The following is a 21,576-nucleotide window of genomic DNA, read 5'->3' on the forward strand; positions in this document are numbered from 1 at the left end:
TGACGTTACGGCTTTTCCTAGGGCGAATTATCCAACGAAGCGGACGTGAACATCTTTTATCTTCACGTCCATGTATCGAAGGAATAGTGTTTATTCCGCTAATCCGTAGATTCCTCCAAAAGAATCGATAACAATAAATTCCAGTAACAGAAAGGAAAACAGTCACCCGAGTAACCTTCCATCTGGAGACGCGGTATGCCTAGCAAGCAGAAAACCCAAGAGTCAGAACCCGGCTTCACAATTGCCGCGCGGCAGGCAAATCTTCCGGAAACAGAATTCACCGAAGTAAGCGCGACTGAGATGAGAGACGCGCTTTCCAAGGCAATCACTCCCGTGACTGTCCTCGCTACAGACGGCCCGAGTGGGAGAGCTGGTGTCACCTGCTCTGCCGTCTGCTCGGTTTGTGACACGCCGCCAACTATCCTGGTTTGCGTCAACCGCAATAGCTTCACCAACGGTGTAATCAAAGCGAACGGGATACTCACTGTGAACTGGCTGAGCGCCGATCAAAGTGAACTGTCGCAGCTTTTTGCCGGGGTCGGTGGGTTATCGATGCCAGAACGGTTTGCGAGAAGTCAATGGGGAACGCTGGCGAGTGGCGCACCTTACTGCAAAGAAGCAATGATGACGCTCGACTGTCGTGTTGCAGATGCCATTGAAGTTGGAACGCACAGCCTTATTTTCGCGCGCGTCATTGCAACCACGAAGGCAGATGAGCGTCACCCCCTCGCTTACTATCAGCGCGCCTACGCAACGACCCACCCCGCAACACTTTAACCAGTCGTTTTCATTTAAATACTCGAAGGAGAAAACCATGATCCGAACCGGTCGTCAATACCTCGAATCGCTGAATGACGGGCGTCAAGTCTGGGTTGGAAACGAAAAGATCGATAACATCGCTACGCATCCGAAAACGCGTGACTATGCGCAGCGTCATGCAGATTTCTACGATCTGCATCATCGGGCCGATTTGCAAGACGTCATGACCTATGTCGACGAAAATGGCAAACGCCGTTCAATGCAATGGTTCGGTCATCACAACAAGGACCAGCTCCGTCGTAAGCGGAAGTACCACGAGACGGTGATGCGCGAAATGGCTGGCGCATCTTTTCCCCGAAGCCCCGATGTGAACAACTACGTCTTGCAGACGTACCTCGATGATCCCACGCCATGGGAGACCCAATCTATCGGCGCGGAAGGTCACATCAAGGCAAAAAACATCGTGAACTTCGTCAATTTTGCGAAGGACAATGATTTCAATTGCGCGCCGCAATTTGTCGATCCGCAAATGGATCGCTCCAACCCCGAAGCACAGGCTCGCTCGCCGGGTCTGCGTATCGTCGAACAGAACGAGAAGGGAATCGTTGTCAACGGTATCAAGGCAATCGGCACTGGCGTCGCCTTTGCCGACTGGATCCATATCGGCGTGTTCTTCCGTCCGGGTATTCCCGGCGAGCAGGTTATTTTCGCGGCGACGCCCGTCAATACAAAAGGGGTGACGATCGTTTGCCGTGAAGGCGTCGTGAAGGATGATCCGATCGAACACCCGCTCGCCTCCCAAGGCGACGAACTCGACGGCATGACCCTTTTCGAAAACGTCTTCATTCCGTGGACGCATGTCTTCCATATCGGCAATCCTGAGCATGCGAAGCTTTACCCGCAACGTGTGTTCGATTGGCTGCATTACCATGCGCTGGTTCGTCAGATGGTGCGTGCAGAACTGATGGCAGGACTGGCTGTACTGATCACCGAGCATATCGGAACCAACAAGATTCCGGCCGTCATGACCCGCGTTGCGAAACTGATCGGGTTTCACCAGGCGATGTTAGCCCACGTCATCGCGGCCGAAGAGTTGGGCTTCCATACACCTGGAGGACACTACAAGCCGAATATTCTGGTCTACGACTTTGGCCGCGCGCTCTATCTGGAGAACTTCTCGCAGATGATCTACGAGCTGGTCGATCTTTCCGGACGCAGTGCACTGATCTTCGCCAGCGAAGACCAATGGAACGATGCAACGCTTAATCCGTGGTTTGAACGCCTGAACAGCGGCCCCGTTGGCAAGCCGCATGACCGCGTGCAGATCGGCCGTGTGATTCGCGACCTGTTCCTGACGGACTGGGGCAGCCGCCTGTTCGTTTTCGAAAACTTCAACGGTACGCCGTTGCAAGCCATTCGCACCCTCACCATGCAACGCGCCGAATTCTCGGGGTCGGGCCCGTACGCAAAGCTCGCTCGCAAGGTTTGCGGAATCGAGCTGGAATCCGATGCCAACAGCGATTACAAAGCGACTGCCGACTACGCGAAAGCGCTCGATTCGGCACGACATCAGGAATCGCTGGCACTCAGCGGCACCATGGCCATCTGACGCATTGGCAGCCTGCGTTCGTTAGCTGCCTGCGCCGGAACCGATGGAAGTACCGTGCTTTCGCACGGTACTGTTTCTCTCCAGAGAAGGTGACAAACTATGGTTGAAGAGAACTTTTTGGACCGTGTGTTTCGCAAGGGTCGTAGCCAGAACGGATGGCTCGACGAACCGGTATCGGACGAACAGTTGAAGCAGGTTTACGAACTGATGAAGTGGTGCCCCACTTCAGTCAATTGTTCACCGGCGCGAATCGTTTTCGTACGTAGTGAGGCTGGAAAGGCGAAACTGAAAGACGCTTTGAGCCCAGGGAATATCGAAAAAACCATGACTGCGCCTGTACTCGCAGTCGTCGGCTATGAGACGCGGTTCTATGAGGAGTTGCCAAGACTCTTTCCGCATAATCCTGCGGTCAGGGCCTGGTTCGAAGGCGAAGCAAAGATCGGGTTCGCAGAAACTACTGCCTTCCGCAATGGAACCTTGCAAGGCGGATATCTGATCGCAGCGGCGCGTGCGGTCGGCCTGGACTGTGGTCCGATGTCCGGTTTCGACAATGCAAAAGTCGACGCCACGGTGTTTGCTGGCACATCGATCAAGTCGAACTTCATTTGCGGCCTTGGTCGCGGGGACCCTTCCAGGTTGTTTGCTCGCAGCCCGCGGCTCTCTTTTGAAGAAGTCTGCAAGGTAATCTGATCCGCTGTTAATGACGCGTATGGGAGTCTTCCATGATAGTCATCTCCGATCCAGGTGAGTTAAATCTGTCCGGGTCGGCCGTGTCGATCGGGATGTTCGATGGCGTTCACCGTGGACACAGGCGTGTTTTGCGGAACCTGCGAGATCAAGGATCGGTCTTGCAGATTCCCACCGTTCTCGTCACGTTTGATCCTCACCCGCTTGCCACGTTGCGTCCTGAGTCGTGCCCACCGCTCCTATCCACGCTTGATGGTCGCATGGATCTGTTAGCGTCCACCGGATGTGTCGACTACTGCGTCGTTCTGAGATTCGATCGACGGCGAAGTACCGAATCGGCGGATGATTTTGTACGGGGAACGTTGGTTGACCGTTTGGGCATACGCTCATTGATCGTCGGCGAGAATTTCGCGTGCGGCAGTGGTCGACAAGGGAATATCGCGTACTTGCGCAATCTCGGCGATCGCCTGGGATTTGAAGTACGCCCCGTGCCGCTCCGGTCGACTACCCGCATTGAGAACGGCGTGCATTGTTCTTCGAGCGAAACACGAAGGCTAATCCAGCAAGGTGATATCGCTGGCGCAAATGCAATGCTGGATCGCCCGCATGAGTTGTCCGGGACGGTGTACGGCCCGAATGAATCTGCTTGCCGCGTGATCGACCTCCTGGTTCCCCGCGATATGTGTTCACCGCCGTCGGGAGATTACGCTGGAACGGTGAGAAAGCACAATGCTGCGGCGCCATGGATTGGCGCGATCTTGCAGGTTCGAGGACAACATCCATCTGTTGGTGCGCGCACGCTGCGCCTGCTTGTTGAGAAGGACACGGAAAGCGCGCCCGGTGACGCGATGACCGTCCGATTTCACGACACAGCGAGATCGGCTACGAGCCGCTTCGCATTCGCCAATATGGCCTCTATGTGACGAATCCAGGTGAGAACAATCATGAACAACTTTACCTATACGAGCCGTCCGCAGCGAGTTGTCTTTGGCGTCGGCGCTCTAGCCCAGATTGAAGCGGAAGTCGATCTACTTGGCGCCCGTCGCGCACTCGTGCTCGCCACACCTGATCAGCGTCGGGATGCCGAACGAATAGCGGAGATGCTCGGACCTCGCGTCGCCGGCGTGTTCGATCGGGCGACCATGCATGTACCCGTTGAGATTGCCCGCGAAGCACGCGATCTTGCGCGCCGTCTCGATGCCGACTGCGCAATAGCAATTGGCGGTGGGTCGACGACAGGACTTGGAAAAGCTATTGCACTCGAGTCTGACTTTCCGATTCTTGCCGTTCCGACTACCTATGCGGGTTCCGAAATGACACCGATCTACGGCATAACCGAAGCGGGGTTGAAGAAGACCGGCCGCGATATTCGTGTGATGCCAAAGACAGTGATCTACGATCCCGAACTCACGTATTCGCTGCCAGTTTCGTTGAGCGTTAGCAGCGGGATCAATGCGATCGCTCACGCGGCCGAAGGTCTTTACGCCATAGACGCCAATCCGATTACAAACCTGATGGCGGCCGAGGGCATTGCCGCCATCGGACGATCGCTACCGCTTCTGACACTCGACGCTGACAATGCGGAAGTTCGGCGTGCGCGCTCGGACGTGCTCTATGGTGCGTGGCTGTGTGGATCCGTGCTAGGGAACGTCAGCATGGCTCTGCATCATAAACTGTGCCATACGTTAGGCGGCACTTTCAACCTGCCGCACGCAGAAACTCACACCATTGTCTTGCCACATGCACTTGCCTATAACGCAATGGCCGCCTGCCGTTCAATGGAGCGCATCGCTGGCGCGCTAAATGGCAACAGCGCGCCGCAAGCCACTTTCGATCTGGCGAAAATGAATGGCGCACCTCTGGCACTGAAGGATATCGGAATGAAAGCCTCGGATCTCGACAAGGCATGCGCGATCGCGCTGGAGAATCAGTATCCCAACCCTCGTCCGCTAGAGAAAGTGGCGATAAGACAATTGCTACAGGATGCGTACGAAGGTGCACGACCGCCTATCTGATCGCACGATGCACGGCATAAGGCACTGTTTAATTTAGACGTCTCGTTTGATCAACAGCACTCAACATTGAGAGACAAACATGCGCAACCTCGACGAACACACCGTGACGCAAGCAGTGGTCGATCTCTTATCCGGCACCCCCGATCCTCGCCTGAAGTTGATACTCGTCCGTTTGATCACTCATTTGCATAACTTCGCGCGGGAGGTCGAACTGACTGAAGAAGAGTTGCTTGAAGCGATCTTGTTTCTGACGGCGACAGGGCAGAAATGTAGCGAAAAGCGGCAGGAATTCATCTTGTTGAGCGACGTCCTCGGGTTATCGATGCTGACAGTTGCGATGAACAACAAAAAGCCAGAGGGCTGTACGGAATCGACTGTTTTCGGACCGTTTCATGTAGAGGGCGCGCCCGTGTATGACAATGGTGCCGATATTGCCAACGGCGCGGTGGGTGAACCTTGCCTCGTACGCGGTACCGTGAAGGATCGAAACGGCGTACCCATTGCTGGGGCAGAGCTGGAAGTCTGGCAGGCCGACGCAGAAGGAAACTACGACGTTCAGTATCCGGATCTGAAGACCCATCAAGCTAGAGGTGTGCTCAGATCGCGACCGGACGGAAGTTTTGAGTTTCGTACCGTTGTCGCTGTCGCCTACCCTATTCCCGTCGATGGTCCAGTGGGTGACTTGCTGCGTGCAACCGGACGCCACCCGTGGCGCCCCGCGCATCTTCATTTCATGATCAAGGCGAAACAGTACCAGACGTTGGTTACACACGTGTTTCGTAACGGCGACCAGTATCTGGATTCCGACGCTGTTTTTGGCGTACGACAAACATTGGTGGCCGACTGGATCAGGCAGCCCGACGGAGGCTATACATTGAATTACGATTTCGTCTTGAACCCGGCAGACTAAGGCAACGCGCAGAAGCGGCATTCCAACAGATAGAAAGCCTCGGTTTCAGGTCTGCATCAGATTTCTGTTCGATGCAGACCCGAACGCGTTCACGCTTTACGCCGGTGTCGAAAACAGCTTGCGAAACACATTTCGGAGCCATTGATTGCCGGGCTCAAGGTGGCACCGATCGTGCCAATACTGTGCGATCTGAAGCTTGGGCAAAGAAATTGGTGGCTCGACCAATTGGAGGTCGAGGTCGCGGCTCATTGTCACCGCGAGCGTCTTTGGCACAGTCGCGATTACGTCGGAGTGTTTCGTGATTTGTGCTGCCGAGGTAAATACGGGAACGCGACATACGATATTTCTGCGCGGCACCTCCGACTCAATGATCCGCTCAATTGACAGGTGCTCGTGCCCAGTGCCCAGCGCGGACACGAGCGCGTGCTTCTCAGCGACAAACTGTTCTTTGCTTGGATGCGCACCTATCCGCGGATGGTCTTTGCGCACCAGGCTGACGTACGTCTCGGTCCACAGTGGCAGACGCCGAATACCCATGGTCAGCGAAGGGAAGGAACCGATCGCCAGATCGACGAGCCCCGATTCGAGCCACAAATCCAAATGTTGTGCATCGCACGGAATCGACTGGACGCATATGCCAGGCGCTTCAGAAGCCAGGTAGTTCAACAGTGTCGGGAATATCTTCACCACACCCGCATCTATAAGAAAGAAACTGAACTTTCGCGTAGACGTTTTTGGATCGAATGACGCATGCTCCGAGCGCAGCGTGCTCACTTTCTTTAGTATCGTCCTCACGGGTTCTGCGAGTTCAAGCGCCTTCGGAGTGGGCTCCATCCGCAGTGCGACACGCACAAAAAGCGGGTCTCCAAAATACAGCCGCAGTCGCGCCAGCGTTTTGCTCAACGCAGGCTGCGAAAGATTCAGCACACGCGCAGCCTTGGTCAGGCTATGTTCGGCCAGCAACACGTCGAATACTTGCAAGTGGTGGAGGTCGAGGTCGACATCACCTTCATTTCTTTGCGGAATAGTGTCCATGCGGTAGCGGTCCCGTCAGAGCTAATTTGGCGAGTCAACTGTATCTGATTCAAAAACCGCTGCCACTCGGAATATTCACCGACTTACAACAGCTACTGGGAAATCATTCTTGCCCGGAAAGCGCGCGAATCTGGCATCTGCAGATGCGGCCATGAACACTATGAACCTCTAACGCAAATGACCATGTCATGCAAGCCCAGTAGTTCGAATACTGGCATTGCCGACGCCGACTCGATGCCTCGTCTTCACTTTCTCGATTTACTTCGCGTCAGCCATTCCTTCGACGCCGATGCTTGGTGACCTTCGCCGCTCCCGTCAACGGTGTTCTCGCTCATCGGTCGGACTGTTCGAAAATGTCGAGATCGGCAAAGAGAACGGCAGCGCAAGAATCATCAACAACATCAGTGAGACGGCGCGACGACTGCGCGAAGCGGTGATGATTGCGGCGCCGGAAATCGGAACGCTTACTGACTGATCACGACAGTCGTGCGGCGTCTGCCGCGCCCAACGTTGCTCACTCGCGGGCGGCAGCAGATCCGCGGTTGGCGGATCGTCCGATATTCAGCGACTAAGCTGCTCGGACTTCACTGAACTTTGATGTGAGATTTTGCGCGCGGATGGGGGTGGACGCATCGCGAAACTCTCCCCCAGACTTCGCGGAAGTTTGATGGCGAACTCGTTGACGATATTCGCTAGGGTTGGTATCAAGCCTCCTTGCGAATATCGCCCGCATTTGACTACTGCTGTGGAACCCACATCGATACGCCACCGTTTTTAGAGGCAGATCGGTCTCCCCCAGCAACTTGCGCGAGAAATCAATGCGGATCTGCTCCACGAAGGCTGACGGCGTCATATTGGCGTGTTTTGCGAAGGTCCGCGAGAACGTGCGCCGACTGACGCCTACGGCGTCAGCCAACTGTTCGATAGACAGCTGCTCGCTGATGTTATCAGTGACATAGCGCAAGACCTTCGCGACGACGGTCTCCTCCTTCGGGCCCACAGCCAGATAGGGACTGTATTGCGACTGTCCACCTTCACGGCGTATATATACTATCAGCCGCTTCGCAATGCGCAGCGCAATCTCGTGACCCCAGTCCTCAGACACCAGAGCAAGACAGAGGTCGACGCCCGCCGCAACGCCTGCAGAGGTGAAGAGATTGCCGTCACGAACAAAAATCTTGTCGGGCTGAACGTAAGCGTCTGGAAACTGTAGCGCGAGGCGGTCTACGTCATGCCAATGCGCGGTCACCTCTTTGCCGTCGAGCAGTCCGGCGTGTCCCAAAAGGAAAGCGCCATTACAAACCGATCCAAAGCGCGCGCAACTTTCCGACTTCGTCCTGAGCCACTGGAGAAAACTGGTCGGAGGGCATAGATCGGGAAGTCTCGGGCCGCCCGCCACGAGGAGCAGATCGGGCTGATCCTCATATTGCAGGTAATCGATCCCAACCTTGAGTTCCAGACCATTGGAGCACCGGACGCTCTCAGAATGCATCCCAACGAGCGTGATTTCGTACTGTTGATCCCGCGGCAGGAACGCATTCGCCTCGGCAAACACATCCAGTGGCCCTGCAACGTCCAGCGCCATTACCCCTTCGAACACGACAATCGCTACCTTCATGGCTTGAAATCCTTGTCGGCAGCGACATTCGACATCATCGCGTTGCTTTTTCCTATCGAATCGTGCTCCATACTGCTACGCCCTCCAGTCTGATTTCCGCCGTACGATTATTGGCAATATATCTGCAAAGTCAGATAAATGAAAGCTCGTTTTCTGGTATTGTCAATTTCAGGAATCGGGAAGTGGTTCGCGCACATGCGCCACGCAGACACGTTGGCAAAATCACGGAACGTCGGCGTCGATGCACCAGGACAGTCCTCGCGCCCGCGCGCCCTATCACCGCGTGCGATGGCTCTTCACGCGCGGTATCTGGGCGCTGCATGCCTGACGGCGTCCCACCTTCATACGAAGCATCCAGTCTTCTGGGTCTACAGGTTATCCCAGTACGGAGGCGACCCGATTGCCTTGACAAGAAAAGCAGATACTTCGCGTACCTTATGGGAGCGCAGTCTGTTCTCAGGCGAAAGAATTTGAATGTACAACTCTTCAGCCGACGCTGAGATATCCCAGTCTGTCAGCAAGCTCACGAGTTTCCCGTCTTTGAAGCTTGTCGGAGCGAACAGCCAGCTCGGAAAGAGCACGATTCCCCGTCCTGCCAAAGCAGCCGCAACCAGCGCCTCTGCATTGTTACTTCGCAAGGAGCCGCTCACATCGAGCGACTCGAAGTTCTCTTTGGAGGAGCGCCTGAAATACCATCTCTGCGATCCCTGCTGCCCCTTGTACAAGAGACAATTGTGCTGCATGAGGTCTGCCGGGGTCTGCGGAATACCACGCCCTGCGAGGTATTCAGGACTCGCGGCAATCCGGTATTGGTGGGCACTCACAACTTTACCTATCAACCCCGAATCCACCAGCCGCCCTACCCGAATCGTCACATCAGTACCTTCTTGCACCGGATCGATGAAGGCATCCGTGAGCGTAAGTTCGACCGACAAGTCCGGATATAAGCCCTGCAGTTCGTTGACCAGCCCGGCAATATGCAGCCTGCCAAGCGCTTCTGGCGCATTGATCTTTACTAATCCCCGGATACCGGTACCCCGGTTCGCGAGTTGGTCCGCCGCGCTATCCAGCAACTCCACGGCCTCACGTACCTGCGTGTAGTAGCGTTGCCCTTGCTCGGTGAGCCTGACCGCACGCGTGCTCCGATAAAACAGTTGCTGTCCCAGTTCTTTTTCCAACGACGCAACAAATCTCGACACTGATGACGCAGGGACCTCAAAGTGCCGCGCGGTGGCGAGAAAACTGCCAGTCGTCGAGACCATCAAAAAATAGCGTAAGGCCTGGAGGTTCATGGGTGTCTCTTAGCGATGAAGCGGCCCGTTCCCCTGAAGACGCCTGCCGGGGCTACGGGTAGCACCGCGTCAGTCCGCGCGAGTCTCTGAGAGCTGGACTGTCCCGGACTCATCCGCAAGCGAACCGCAGGGCAAATGGGACCAAAAATGCTGTTTCGACAAAAAAGATTTGCTGCCTCGACGAATTGTTGCAGATATCACATTCACCTACCATCCTCTTCGTCAGGTTCCTCTCCATGCGCTCCCGGGTTTTGCGATGTACACGGGGTTAGAAATCCAAACGTCACGGCGCCGTGTCTATGCAGCATTGCTCCGTAGCTTGCAGTCTCCCCGTCATTACGATCAATCATGCAGGTCCCCCACACGATGAACAGCCTCTTTGAAACCTTCGATCTCCATGGCATGGCTCTCAGGAATCGTATCGTCATGGCACCGCTTACGCGCTCACGTGCCCGCCACGACATCGCGGACGAGCGCATTGCGCTCTACTACACGCAACGAGCCACCGCCGGGTTGATCGTCAGCGAGGGCACGCCAATATCTCGCGAGGGGCAGGGATACCTGTTCAATCCCGGCATTTTCTCCGCAGAGCAGATTGCCGGATGGCGATTGACCACCCAGTCCGTCCATTCCGTCGGCGGAAAGATTTTTGCGCAGATCTGGCATGTTGGCCGGGTGTCACATCCGTCGATCTTTCAGGACCGGCAACTGCCTGTGAGTGGATCGTCGAAGCGCGCAGTGGGTGCAGCGGCTTTTGGATATGACGACAAGGGAAAGCCTGGCTTCGTTGAACCGCCCGCCCCTCGTCAGCTCGAAACCAGCGAGATCGCACGAGTCGTGGAAGAGTTTGCACAGGCTGCTCAGAACGCGATCGAAGCAGGCTTCGACGGCGTAGAAATTCATGGAGCAAACGGGTACCTGCTGGAGCAGTTCATGAACCCGCTTGTCAATGATCGAACCGATCGCTACGCCGGAGACACGATCGGCAACCGGTTGCGTTTCGTCCTTGAGGTGATCGATGCGGTCGTGCAACGGATCGGCGCCCAGCGTGTGGGTATCCGCATCTCTCCGTATGGGAAGCTTTTCGACATGCCTCTCTATGAAGAGATCGACAGTACGTACACGGAACTTGCCGAACAGATCGGCCAGCGAAAGCTTGCCTATCTCCATGTCATGAATCAGTCGGGGTTCGCTCGACCGGATAACGTCATAGAAACCGAGGGCGCGTCAGGGTTCAATGGGTTGCTGCGGAAAATGAAACTCCATCTTTCACGTACTGCGCTCGTTCTGGCAGGCGGAATGACGCGGGAACACGCCGAGCAGATGATCGAAAGCAATCTCATTGACCTCGCTGCGTTTGGGGCTAGCTTTGTTAGCAATCCAGATCTCGTCGCCAGGCTTCAGAACGGTTGGCCGCTGACACCCCCTGATCCCGACACTTTTTACGGCGGTGGTGCGGAAGGCTACATCGACTACATGCCTTATACAGCCAGTTAGTTTGCGCTGCCGGGTATCGCCATCGCAAGAGGCGCCATGTCGAGAGCGCCCAGCATGCAAGTTCGCTTACTGCTGACCATCTCGCTCCCTGACGAATTGACCTGTCGTGCGGGCTTAACCGCTTGCCTGCACGGCGAGGCATCTCGTTTCCACGTTCAATGGACGCCAAAAAAACCATCGTTCCGTGTGGCGTCAAAGTCAGACAAATACATTCTCGGAGTAAAGCATGAGCACATCACAGAAGGTTGTCGTCGTTACCGGTGCATCGCAAGGAATTGGTGCCGATGTCGTCAAGGCATTTCGCAAGCTCGACTACCGCGTCGTCGCAACCTCACGTTCGATCAAACCATCAGAAGATCCGAACATTCTGACCGTTGCCGGCGATATCGGCGACCCCGAAACCGCTCAACGCGTCATTTCGGAAGGCGTCGCGAAGTTCGGCCGGATCGACACGCTGGTGAACAACGCCGGCATTTACATCGGCAAGCCTTTCACGGAAAACACCAGGGAAGACTATGCCGCTGTCACGAATGTGAATATTGCGGGCTTCTATTACATCACGCAGCTTGCCATCGCCGAAATGGAAAAGCATTCGAGCGGCCACGTGGTCAGTGTGACCGCAAGCGTCGTGGATCAGGCGATCAGCGGCGTGTATTCGGTGCTGGCAGCGCTGACAAAGGGTGGTCTGAACGCCGCCACGAAGTCACTGGCGATTGAGTACGCAAAGAAAGGTATTCGCGTCAATGCCGTAGCGCCGGGGGTGATCAAGACTCCAATGCACCCGTCGGAGTATCACGACATGCTCGATGGCCTCCATCCACTGGGCCGCATGGGCGAAATGAGCGATATCACGAACGCGATCCTGTTCCTTGATTCGGCACCGTTCATTACGGGAGAGATCCTGCACGTCGACGGCGGCCAGAGTGCAGGCCGTTAAATAACACGAGGTTCAGCGGCCGCTATAACTTCCTTGTTGCGTTGCGACCGCTCGCCACTCGAATCAGGATAGATATGGACATCCCCACTTGCGACTCATCCGTAAGCGCGTTTGACGGTATCCACACGGTCTCGCCAGCGCTTGAACGCTATACGACTGACGTCCTGCTGGGCGATCTGTGGAAGCGCCCGCAATTGTCGCCACGAGACCGCAGCATCGTGACGCTGTCCGTGTTGATTGCGCGCAATCAGAGCGCCGAACTGCCGTATTACGTCGATCTGGGGCTCGATAGCGGCCTCGAACCTGGCGAGATTTCCGAGCTCATCACGCACCTCGCGTTTTATTCGGGCTGGGCCAATGCGCTGGCAGCCGTGAAGGCAACGAACCCCGTCTTTGAACGACGCGCAATCGCTGCAACCCAGCTGGCGCCTGCCTCCGTCGATCTTCTTCCCATCGACGCGGCAGCCGTCTCACAACTCGAGACCGCAGCGCAGAACTTCGGTGCGGTGGCGCCGGGACTTGTGCAGTTCTCTACCGAGGTACTCTTTGGCAACCTGTGGCTGCGGCCAGGCCTCGCGCCGCGAGACCGCAGTCTCGCGACGCTCAGTACGGTGGTTGCCACGGGGCAGTTCCCACAATTGGCCAGTTACATCAGCCGGGCCATGGACAACGGATTAACCCGGGCGCAGATGGCGGAAGTGATGACACAACTGGCGTTTTACTCGGGTTGGTCCAGCGCCTTTACGGCACTGCCAATCGTGAAGGATGTCTTTGAGAAGCGGCCCCGGCAATCGTGAGACTCATGTCTATGAGCCGTTTGCCGAAAGGCAATCCAATAACCTTTATCGAAGTGACTAAAATGACACCTGGTGATATTCAGGAAATCAAGGCATTAAACGCAAAATACAACTTCTCGATCGACGAAGGCGACGCTGAAGCATGGGCAGGTTGCTTCACCACCGACGGAGCCTTCAATGCTGCGATCGAGGGAGAAACACCAAAAGGCACCGAGCAATTGAAGGCTTTCGTTCCTACGGGCATCGCAACGTTCGGGACCATGTATCACCTCACAACCAACGAGATTATTTCGGTCGACGGTGAAAACGCCCGTCAAAAGTGCTATCTCCAGTTCTTCACGAAAAAGGACGGTGCCATTGACGGCTACATTTGCGTCTATGACGATTGGCTCAAGCGCGAGAACGGCGCCTGGAAGTACAGCCGTCGAGACGTGATATCAAAAGACAGATTTAGTCATCTGGAAGTTTGATGCAGCGCATACCAGAAACCTTGACGCCTGTTGGAGTGGCTATAAAACGCGTGACTGCATAGGATTACGCTCAACCTTTAGCTCGCGATCAGCGACGGCACCTTGCATGATGCAATTGTTCGCAATCGTTGCGGGGATCGCTCCTGGCCGAAACCGGAAGGGCGCTCTCCTATGTCAGAAACTGCGCTAGAACAGCGATGCTTCGCGAGGATCACGTGTGGGAGGACGCGAAGTAACGGCCGCCCTTGCACCGCGCGTCGTCGAGCGTCGCATGTTCGATGTCGATATAGAGGTGCCGAAGCCTCACCGGTGTAGAACTCTGCGGGAGCAAACCCGTCGCGACGCCTGAAGGCAACATCCGCGCCCCAGCTTCGATCTGGACCACATGTACGACACCACGGGCTGCGCACGCACTTTGTTTCAGCGTTCGTCGGCTATCTCGGTCATGGTGAAGCCGCATCCTCGATCGAGCCCGCTTCGCAGAAAGGACCCTGTGGACGGGCCGATTCTGGCCAACGCGTCCGGCTTGAGCCGGACGCGAGCGGCGCATCATTTACCGGACCTGCCATCAACCGGCCGTCTGGTTACCGGATCAGGAGTCCGCCAGCGTCGCCTCAATACCCTGCACTGGTGCCGGACTCGATGTTGCCTCTTTAGCACGCTCCCTGGCGGGCGAGCGGGTTCGCCGCGCGCCTGTTTTCCCGTTTCGTTGAAAGACACGTACACCGGGTTGAAGATCGCGAAGTATCAGGCTGGAGTTAGCGAGTCCGAGCTTGCCAGCTCAACGCGCCCTTTTCCCTTTCGCTTCGCACGATACAACGCTGCGTCAGCGCGACTTATCAGGTCGCTGAGCGTATCGTCAAAACCGCATTCGTCGATACCTGCACTGAAGGTCCATCGAGGCTGATCTTCTTGTGTTTTGCTAACGCCGGCTGACGACAGAATGGATTCAATCAGTCCAGCCGCCTGTTCCCGTCCGGTCTGTGGAAAGAAAATTGCAAACTCTTCACCACCAAGTCGCCCGAAAAGGTCCGTACGTCGAAGCTGCCGGGACACCTCGATGGCAAAATTCTGCAGGACGCGGTCGCCAGCAGGATGCCCGTAATGGTCGTTGATGACCTTGAAGTCGTCGAGATCAATGATGGCAACCGAAAGCAGCGAACGGTCGGAAAGAGAGCCCTTCAAAAGCTCTCCCCCACGTAACAGGAGCTCACGTCTTGCAAGCAGACCTGTCAGCTCGTCGACTGTTGCGAGGCGTTGCGCATGATCCACGAGACTGTCGTTCACCAGCATCACGAGGCCGATTGACAGCAGTAGCAGCGAAAGGATGCCCGCTGAAATGAAGGCGATATTCCATGCCGACGGCTCCAGAACCCTCGCCGTGACATTTGCGAAGAAAATGCACTGAACGACTCTCGACGCATGTACCACCGTGCCTGCAGCCGCTCCCACCAGGACCACCCAATGACCATACTGACGCCGACGCGACGTGCGGGAATTCCAGATGGTCCAGCCCACGGCCATCCGTGTATAGCCGAGCAGACCGGACATCACGGCTGCTCGCGCGTTCTCGTTGGGCGAAAACATGGTCCAATAAAAAACGGCGCCGACCGACACGGCCAGGCCAAGGTGCTCGTATCGCCCGATCGTCGGCCGGCCGGCAAAGCGACGACAGCCTTGCAAAATCAGCACCGCAGCCGTGAGGACACACGAACACGCAGTGAGTACGATCGGTGGCGGGTAATTACCGCGCCTTGAAACGAGTATTCCGAATGCCACAAATAACATGCAGTGCGCGGCGAGCCATCGGTCAAGACCTGCAATGCGATGACGCGCGAGGCTGCCAAGTACGGCAGCGCTTGCGATGCATGACACCATGGCGAAGACAAGAAGGACGTCAGTGCTGGACATTGGTCTGCTTACGTTGTTGTTAGCCTCAGCCTGTCGTTCAGGAAACGCCGCAGGGCTGTGCACAGGCGATCTCAGTGAAGCTTTCGGAATCGCTCCCCGGATGGGGACCGCCAAAAGAAGCACGTCATTGCTCATCGAGCGAAACCCGCTTGTTCGCTAGGACGCTCGCCCATCAGCGATTGCAGTCGTGTCTCTGAGACCGACGCATTTTATCTCGCGAGCCAGTTTGGAGGCGGTGTTTCTCGATGAGGATGAGCGCACTCAGCTGGAAGCTTGTTGTAGTAACCGTAATCTTGATGTTGTAAGGAAGGCTGTACCTCTCATGCCCCGGCCTGTCATCAGCCCATTCATATCTGATGCATTCACGGGAAAGAAGCCCAACGGGGCAGATCTGCGCGCGGTAGTGAAAAAGGCTTGTGAACGTCGTATGGGTTACGTTTCGTCGTGGTAAAGAAACTGCACCACCGGAAAACCCACTACGTCCAGCCGGGCGAATCCGTTCATTGGCAAACGGCGCGATGTCTTCGGGCCGCTCCAGAAGATACCCCTTCCGGTTCTGAAAGATCTCACTACGGAGTGGCTGCTCCGTCGATGATGGGAACGTCGTCTCGGCCCCCGCATTGCGAGCGACCTGACTCGCCCGGATCTCGAGGTTAGAACCGAATTAACTCCTGGAAATCCTCACCTTTTGCTGGTTCTGATAGCCGGGACAAATGACAGGTGCCTGCCCGCTTCCTGAATCTACCGAGCCCGGTGGCGTTGCAGGACAATCATTTGAGTGCATGTTTTAAGGCATTTTCTTGACACACCGACGATCTGAACCTCCTCCTCACCCAATTCTTCCGCGACCGATCAGATTCATGATCTGAACAGACGCAGGAGCGCATCGCGAAGGTCCGATACGTCCAGCACGTGCTGCGCACGCGTGAACGCGACGTAGAGCAGCCGCAGCTCGTCCTCCTCCACAGTCAGGCGACCATCGACGTATTTGAACAGAAAATCGTTGATGACTTTCACCCGCTTCCATTCGAGGCCCTTGGCCCGGTGCACCGTGGATATCACGTAATCGGCCTGCGCTTCAGGCGTAATCCGTTGTGCCAGCGAGCGCAGATAGCCGGTTCCGAATTCATCGACAATCCGCACGATGGGAAGCAGATCGGCGCCGGCCGCGCTGCGAGCGAAAGTCTGTGCATCGTCCCACGTCTCAAACAGCGAAAAGGCTGCAGGTCTGTAGGCCCGCCGCCCCGCAATCAACCTGTCGGCCCCATCTGCATACGCAACAATTTCGGTGGGACTCATGCGGATTGACGGTCGGTGGCCCGCCTCCACGCCTGCGGCCAGATGCCAGATGCCAGATGGCTGACACATTCTTGCGGCAAAGGATGGCATCAACGGGTGGAGCGATCATCGGGTCTTCGACGATGATCGAGCCGATCGTGCCCTGGCCGCGAACGGCTGTCTGCTCGCCCAGCAGCCCGAGTAGCCGGCTGGCGAGCGTGGCGAACGTGTGACCGAAACGGAAGGACTCGGTCAGCGCGTGTTGGGGTGCATCGATCTGCGCCATGGCGTTCACTGCGCCACGCCATTCGTATATCTGCTGGTACGGGTCACCAACGTAGACGATCTGGGCATGTGGCTGCCGGTTCAGAAGCCACAGCATCACGCCATCGCTGTCCTGCGCCTCGTCGAAGAGGATGAAGTCGGATTCGATGCGCGGGTGCCCTTGCGCCCAGACCTTCAGATAGACGTCGGGAATGATGGCGCTGCGGCCACGCGGGTCCGTGCTCTCACTCCACAGGCGAGCGACATAGGGGCTCAGTCCTTCCCGCAGCCAGTCGGCGGCTTTATCGTCGATCTTCTCGTCGACGGGAACATGGATAGCCTTCGGCGCGTCGTCAGCCGAGCGGCAGAACCTGCCCAGTCCATCGACAATCATGCGACCGAGCTCGAACGGTGTGAGTTCGACGGTTTTTCCCGTCACGAGGGGCACCTCTACCGGACCGATGCCATAGCGAGCAGCAAGTTCGTGAGGCGGCTCCGCGGGGTGGTTCACCCGCGCGGCAAGCGCGGGCGCCACCGATCGGTAGGCCAGCGAGTGGACGGTTCCGGCCATCACGTTGGGCGGAAAGCCGCGCCGCGCGTGCTCTGCAATCTCGCGGTTAAACGCCAGATAGATGCCACGCTGATGGGCGAGGCGGTTTGCGACAAGCCGCAGTGTCGAGGTCTTGCCCGCACCCGCGTACGCCTTGATCTTGAGATTGCCGCCACCGGCGACAGCATCGACGATCGCCTGCTGTTCAGGTGTCGGTCTTATCAAACGAGCCATTTGCAGTTCGGGAGCAGATGAACCGACAGTCTACGCGGAACGCAAAGGCCGCAACTGCAATGCGCTGCGCCGACCGGCCAACCACGGCGTCCAGCGAACTGGACAGAATACGGTCCGTCCGTGGCGTAGTCGTCCCGATCGTCGCGGACGTGTTGCACATCGGGTGAGAGTCCCGCGGCGCTCATTCCTCGAACCTGCCGCACATTGCCGTCCCCGGTCTGTCCGACGGACGTGTGATCGATGGCAGCCGCGGTGGCAACAGCGCCCGACTCCTGAACCATGCGTGCGTCCCGATCTGCGAGGCCAGCGCGATCGGTGATGATGTGCGTGGTTGACACGCAATTTCGTCAGGCTCTGTGTATATCGCCACGCAGAGCCGGCCCGTCTTGCGCTGATGCCCATACCCATCCACGCTGCGCAGCCTGACCTTCAATGACGCGTGCTCGAACGCTGGGATTCAAGGATCTCAGCGAGCACGGCTGCGACCGTTTTCGATGCTAGCGTCGTTCTCACGGTTTCGTGAATCGAATCGTACACGTGGCTCAACGTCGAGCCGATACCCCGCCCGACAGGGCAAGCCTGGCTCGGTTGCGTCGGGTGCAACCCGAACTGGCTGCCCTCTTCCAGCGCGTCGAACACATCGAGCAGCGAGATCTTTTCAGCGGGCCTGGCGAGGCGCCAACCCGCATTGATGCCGCGATAGCTTTGCACAAGCCCAGCTTTAGACAGGACGCCGAGCGTCCGTCGGATCACAACGGGATTGGTCTTCACGCTCGCGGCGATCCGCTCGGAGGTGACGGGGTCATCAGGATGATCGCGTGCGACGAGCGCCATCCAGGCCAGAATGTGGGTTGCCACCGTAAGACGGCTATTGGCGCTCATATCACAACCTAATTCAATTCAGATATAACTATATTAGTTACATCTAAATCTGTCAAATTGCCTTCGGACCGTACCCGTTTCCCGTTGCCGACAGCAAACATTGATGCGCCATGCTCGATTCCGGGTTCGATTCGACCCTGAACTGCACCAAAACATTGTTTCCGACCGAAAACCACCATTCACGCCACCCGCACGTAAAGGAACATCGGTCTATTGCGAAATTTGAATCTTGTCGGTACGATTCGACTCGACTACGATGTAACAACATTAGTTACATCAAGGCGGGTTGTAATGCGTGGATATGGGATGGCAATTGCTCGCCAACCGCGCATTGCCGCATCTCATTGAATATCCAGACGAGGTTCACGCAATGTCCACACTCTTCGATCCGATCCAGATCGGCGCACTGAAACTGCCGAATCGCATCATCATGGCACCGCTTACCCGCATGCGAGCCTTCGACGAACGCGCGCCCGGTCCACTCAACGCGCAGCATTACGCGCTGCGCGCGAGCGCTGGGCTGATCATCACTGAAGCCACGTCCGTGACGCAGCAGGGTGTTGGCTACCCGAACACGCCGGGCATCTGGAGCGAGAAGCAGGTCGAAGGATGGAAGAAAGTCACCTCGGCGGTTCACGCCAACGGCGGCCTGATTGTGTCGCAACTGTGGCACGTCGGCCGCGTCTCCGACCCGGTCTACCATCACGGGCAAGCGCCCGTCGCTCCGAGCGCCATCGCCCCGGAAGGCCATGTAACGCGAATTCGTCCAATGCGCGCTTATTCGGTGCCGCGCGCGTTGGAGACGGATGAGATTCCCGGCATCGTCGAAGATTTCCGGCGTGGCGCAGAGAATGCGAAACGTGCCGGTTTCGATGGCGTCGAGCTGCATGCGGCGAATGGCTATCTCTTTGATCAGTTCCTTCATGACGGCTCGAACGAACGGACGGATCGCTATGGCGGCTCGATTGAAAACCGCGCACGCTTTCTTCTCGAAGCCGTCGACGCGCTGCTCACCGTGTGGCCCGCCAATCGGGTCGGTGTGCATCTGAATCTGATGTCGAGCTCGTATTCGATGCACGACTCGAATCCGCGCGCGCTGTTCCGCTATGTCGCCGAGCAACTGAACGCACGCCACATCGCGTTCATCTTTGCGCGCGAGTCGCTCGATCGTGGCGATCAGCGCATCGGGCGTGACGTGCGGCGCGTCTTCAATGGCGCGTATATTCTCAACGAAGGACTGACGAAGGAAAGCGGGGAGCAGGCTATTCAACGCGGAGAAGGCGACGCTGCGGCATTTGGACGTCCCTTTGTCGCCAATCCCGATCTGGTGGAACGATTCCGACGCGGCGCGGCGCTGAATGCGATCAACCCGGAAACGATCTATGCGGACGACGAAGCGGGCTATAACGACTACCCGTTGCTTGGTGAAATCGCTGAAGCCGCGGGCGGATAGAAGTCCGCGGAACAAAAGAGGTAACTGCTTGAACGCGCAAAGGCGCGGCCCGTCCCGCATCCAGTTGACTGCCGATCGACGTGTCCGCGCCGGGGTTCTGATGTGATGGACGACTCCCGCTAAACGGCGAGAGATTCATGCCAGAGTGGGCAGGTCGTGATGCCCACGGAAAAGGAGCGTTCATCATGAAGATAGCAACTGTTGGACTGGATCTGGCCAAGAATGGGTTGCAGCTTGACGGAGTGGATTCGCAAGGTCGCCTTCTTGTGCGCAAGTAGTTGAGACGCACAGAAGTACTCCGGTATTTCGCGAAGCTTGAACCGTGCGTGGTCGGCATGGAAGCGTGTGGCCCACGACTTCAACAGCTTGCTCACGGTACTGTCAATTCGTCTACCCGCCAAGCCGAACGCCTGTCGTATTCGTATTCGCTTTAGAGCGTCGTGCCGACATCGACAAATCGACGACACGGCGCGTGGACTCACCGTGCGCGGCGCCATGCACATCAAAAAGACGCGCACGCATCCGTCAGCACGAGGCCGACTGCCTGTTGACGGAACCGCTTGATGTACTCGCGGCGAATCTCGCCGAGATAATCTAGCGTGTCCTGCGTGCCCGTCGCGACGATATTCACGACGAAGCCATCTTCTCGCACGACGTGCCGCGTGTCCCTGTCTAGCCATTGACCCTGCGTGTGCCACGTGGTGAAGCCGCCGGGAAAGCGTGGTGTCACGACGTCCGCGAGAAACTGCCTGATCTCCGCGTCGGAAACGGGACGTCCTCCCTTCACGTCGCGGCCGAAGAACAGGTCGGCGGCGATTTCCTTCGTGCCATTGATTTTGCCGCACAGCGATTGTGCCGAACGCGCTGCATCCGATGCGCCGACAACTGCTGCGGCACCGCCGGTCGCAACGTCGCCGCCGGGTCCGTTCGCAGCCGCGCCAATCTGCATGGGATGACTGCTCACCTGGCAAGCGGTAAGCGTAACGAACGACAACGACGCAGCGAGCATCCTGGTCCGGAAAGTCTGCATGGTGATTTCTTTTCGAAATGAGCTGTTCAAAGTGCCGACGGGGCAGCTGGTGGATTCAACCGATGGACGCAATAGTTTGCTGGAACCGTGGGGCTGGCGTTCGTAGTCCAGCGTCTGTCTCGGACGCTCGTTCAATCGCGTCTCGCCTCGGCGACGCTGACAGGTCGCCACAGGCGTTTCAACCAAAACAGAACAAAATTACATTAACAACCACTGCCAGACCATCGATATTATTTTTGGAATTGCTGCCTGCAGCCCTATACACCGGCGGGCATGCCGGCGCGCCTCATGCGTGCCGCCCCCGATTCCCGCACGCATCCGTTTCGATGCATCCGTCGCAACCTGCGT

General features: G+C 57.0%; 18 protein-coding genes and 2 pseudogenes. 13 read left to right on the top strand and 7 right to left on the bottom strand.

What is annotated here, in order from left to right; all coding sequences use genetic code 11:
• Positions 1–195 precede the first annotated feature (195 nt).
• The 6 genes from SB822_RS10495 to SB822_RS10520 all read left to right on the top strand — a co-directional run bounded on the left by SB822_RS10495 (position 196) and on the right by SB822_RS10520 (position 5,980).
• Positions 196–777 carry a flavin reductase gene (locus SB822_RS10495; protein WP_007579288.1) on the top strand — a complete coding sequence of 194 codons (582 nt, stop codon included), beginning with the start codon at positions 196–198 and terminating at the stop codon, positions 775–777.
• Positions 778–814: 37 nt separating this feature from the next.
• The gene (locus SB822_RS10500) at positions 815–2,368 is read left to right on the top strand and encodes a 4-hydroxyphenylacetate 3-hydroxylase N-terminal domain-containing protein (RefSeq protein ID WP_410854607.1); all 1,554 of its coding nucleotides are present in this window, start codon (positions 815–817) and stop codon (positions 2,366–2,368) included.
• Between the two features lie 99 nt (positions 2,369–2,467).
• Positions 2,468–3,058 carry a malonic semialdehyde reductase gene (locus SB822_RS10505; RefSeq protein ID WP_091788537.1) on the top strand — a complete coding sequence of 197 codons (591 nt, stop codon included), beginning with the start codon at positions 2,468–2,470 and terminating at the stop codon, positions 3,056–3,058.
• A 32-nt stretch (positions 3,059–3,090) separates the two neighbouring features.
• Positions 3,091–3,978 carry an FMN adenylyltransferase gene (locus SB822_RS10510; RefSeq protein WP_410854608.1) on the top strand — a complete coding sequence of 296 codons (888 nt, stop codon included), beginning with the start codon at positions 3,091–3,093 and terminating at the stop codon, positions 3,976–3,978.
• A gap of 21 nt (positions 3,979–3,999) precedes the next feature.
• Complete coding sequence (locus tag SB822_RS10515; RefSeq protein WP_410854609.1) at positions 4,000–5,070, top strand: maleylacetate reductase; 1,071 nt, start codon at positions 4,000–4,002, stop codon at positions 5,068–5,070.
• Positions 5,071–5,149: 79 nt separating this feature from the next.
• Positions 5,150–5,980 carry a dioxygenase gene (locus tag SB822_RS10520; RefSeq protein WP_079493727.1) on the top strand — a complete coding sequence of 277 codons (831 nt, stop codon included), beginning with the start codon at positions 5,150–5,152 and terminating at the stop codon, positions 5,978–5,980.
• 96 nt (positions 5,981–6,076) lie between these two features.
• Here SB822_RS10520 and SB822_RS10525 read toward each other — a convergent pair whose 3' ends face one another.
• Complete coding sequence (locus SB822_RS10525) at positions 6,077–7,015, bottom strand: LysR family transcriptional regulator (RefSeq protein WP_007579278.1); 939 nt, start codon at positions 7,013–7,015, stop codon at positions 6,077–6,079.
• A 217-nt stretch (positions 7,016–7,232) separates the two neighbouring features.
• On the opposite strand from SB822_RS10525, the gene SB822_RS10530 reads away from it, so the two are divergent.
• Complete coding sequence (locus tag SB822_RS10530; RefSeq protein WP_007579275.1) at positions 7,233–7,490, top strand: hypothetical protein; 258 nt, start codon at positions 7,233–7,235, stop codon at positions 7,488–7,490.
• Positions 7,491–7,583: 93 nt separating this feature from the next.
• On the opposite strand, the gene SB822_RS10535 is transcribed toward SB822_RS10530, so the two are convergent.
• Together SB822_RS10535 and SB822_RS10540 are read right to left on the bottom strand one after the other, a co-directional pair.
• Entirely contained in the window at positions 7,584–8,633 is a 1,050-nt protein-coding gene (locus tag SB822_RS10535; protein ID WP_007579273.1) for a GlxA family transcriptional regulator, read from the bottom strand.
• A gap of 368 nt (positions 8,634–9,001) precedes the next feature.
• Entirely contained in the window at positions 9,002–9,925 is a 924-nt protein-coding gene (locus SB822_RS10540) for a LysR substrate-binding domain-containing protein (protein WP_410854610.1), read from the bottom strand.
• Between the two features lie 348 nt (positions 9,926–10,273).
• Between SB822_RS10540 and SB822_RS10545 the strand changes: the two genes are divergently transcribed.
• From SB822_RS10545 to SB822_RS10560, 4 genes are all read left to right on the top strand, one after another.
• Positions 10,274–11,422 (top strand): alkene reductase, encoded by a 1,149-nt coding sequence (locus tag SB822_RS10545; RefSeq protein ID WP_410854611.1) that lies wholly within the window; start codon positions 10,274–10,276, stop codon positions 11,420–11,422.
• 226 nt (positions 11,423–11,648) lie between these two features.
• On the top strand, positions 11,649–12,359 hold the full coding sequence (locus SB822_RS10550; RefSeq protein ID WP_079502719.1) for an SDR family NAD(P)-dependent oxidoreductase: 711 nt from the start codon (positions 11,649–11,651) through the stop codon (positions 12,357–12,359).
• Between the two features lie 74 nt (positions 12,360–12,433).
• The gene (locus tag SB822_RS10555; RefSeq protein WP_410854612.1) at positions 12,434–13,156 is read left to right on the top strand and encodes a carboxymuconolactone decarboxylase family protein; all 723 of its coding nucleotides are present in this window, start codon (positions 12,434–12,436) and stop codon (positions 13,154–13,156) included.
• Between the two features lie 5 nt (positions 13,157–13,161).
• Positions 13,162–13,626, top strand: a complete 465-nt coding sequence (locus SB822_RS10560; protein WP_410854613.1) for a nuclear transport factor 2 family protein — start codon at positions 13,162–13,164, stop codon at positions 13,624–13,626.
• A gap of 747 nt (positions 13,627–14,373) precedes the next feature.
• On the opposite strand, the gene SB822_RS10565 is transcribed toward SB822_RS10560, so the two are convergent.
• Positions 14,374–15,537, bottom strand: a complete 1,164-nt coding sequence (locus tag SB822_RS10565; protein WP_410854614.1) for a diguanylate cyclase — start codon at positions 15,535–15,537, stop codon at positions 14,374–14,376.
• Positions 15,538–16,395: 858 nt separating this feature from the next.
• Positions 16,396–17,863: pseudogene (locus SB822_RS10570) on the bottom strand (UvrD-helicase domain-containing protein).
• A 206-nt stretch (positions 17,864–18,069) separates the two neighbouring features.
• On the opposite strand from SB822_RS10570, the pseudogene SB822_RS10575 reads away from it, so the two are divergent.
• Positions 18,070–18,189, top strand: a pseudogene (locus tag SB822_RS10575) (SET domain-containing protein-lysine N-methyltransferase); the annotation flags it as partial.
• Between the two features lie 103 nt (positions 18,190–18,292).
• Here SB822_RS10575 and SB822_RS10580 read toward each other — a convergent pair.
• Positions 18,293–18,745 carry an Rrf2 family transcriptional regulator gene (locus SB822_RS10580; protein ID WP_007738145.1) on the bottom strand — a complete coding sequence of 151 codons (453 nt, stop codon included), beginning with the start codon at positions 18,743–18,745 and terminating at the stop codon, positions 18,293–18,295.
• A gap of 370 nt (positions 18,746–19,115) precedes the next feature.
• Between SB822_RS10580 and SB822_RS10585 the strand changes: the two genes are divergently transcribed.
• The gene (locus tag SB822_RS10585) at positions 19,116–20,198 is read left to right on the top strand and encodes an alkene reductase (protein WP_079502713.1); all 1,083 of its coding nucleotides are present in this window, start codon (positions 19,116–19,118) and stop codon (positions 20,196–20,198) included.
• A gap of 502 nt (positions 20,199–20,700) precedes the next feature.
• Here SB822_RS10585 and SB822_RS10590 read toward each other — a convergent pair.
• Entirely contained in the window at positions 20,701–21,228 is a 528-nt protein-coding gene (locus tag SB822_RS10590) for a DUF3574 domain-containing protein (protein ID WP_410854615.1), read from the bottom strand.
• Positions 21,229–21,576: the final 348 nt, after the last annotated feature.

It is taken from the genome of Paraburkholderia sp. SIMBA_054 (assembly GCF_046534875.1).
In the GTDB taxonomy this organism is placed as follows: domain Bacteria; phylum Pseudomonadota; class Gammaproteobacteria; order Burkholderiales; family Burkholderiaceae; genus Paraburkholderia; species Paraburkholderia hospita.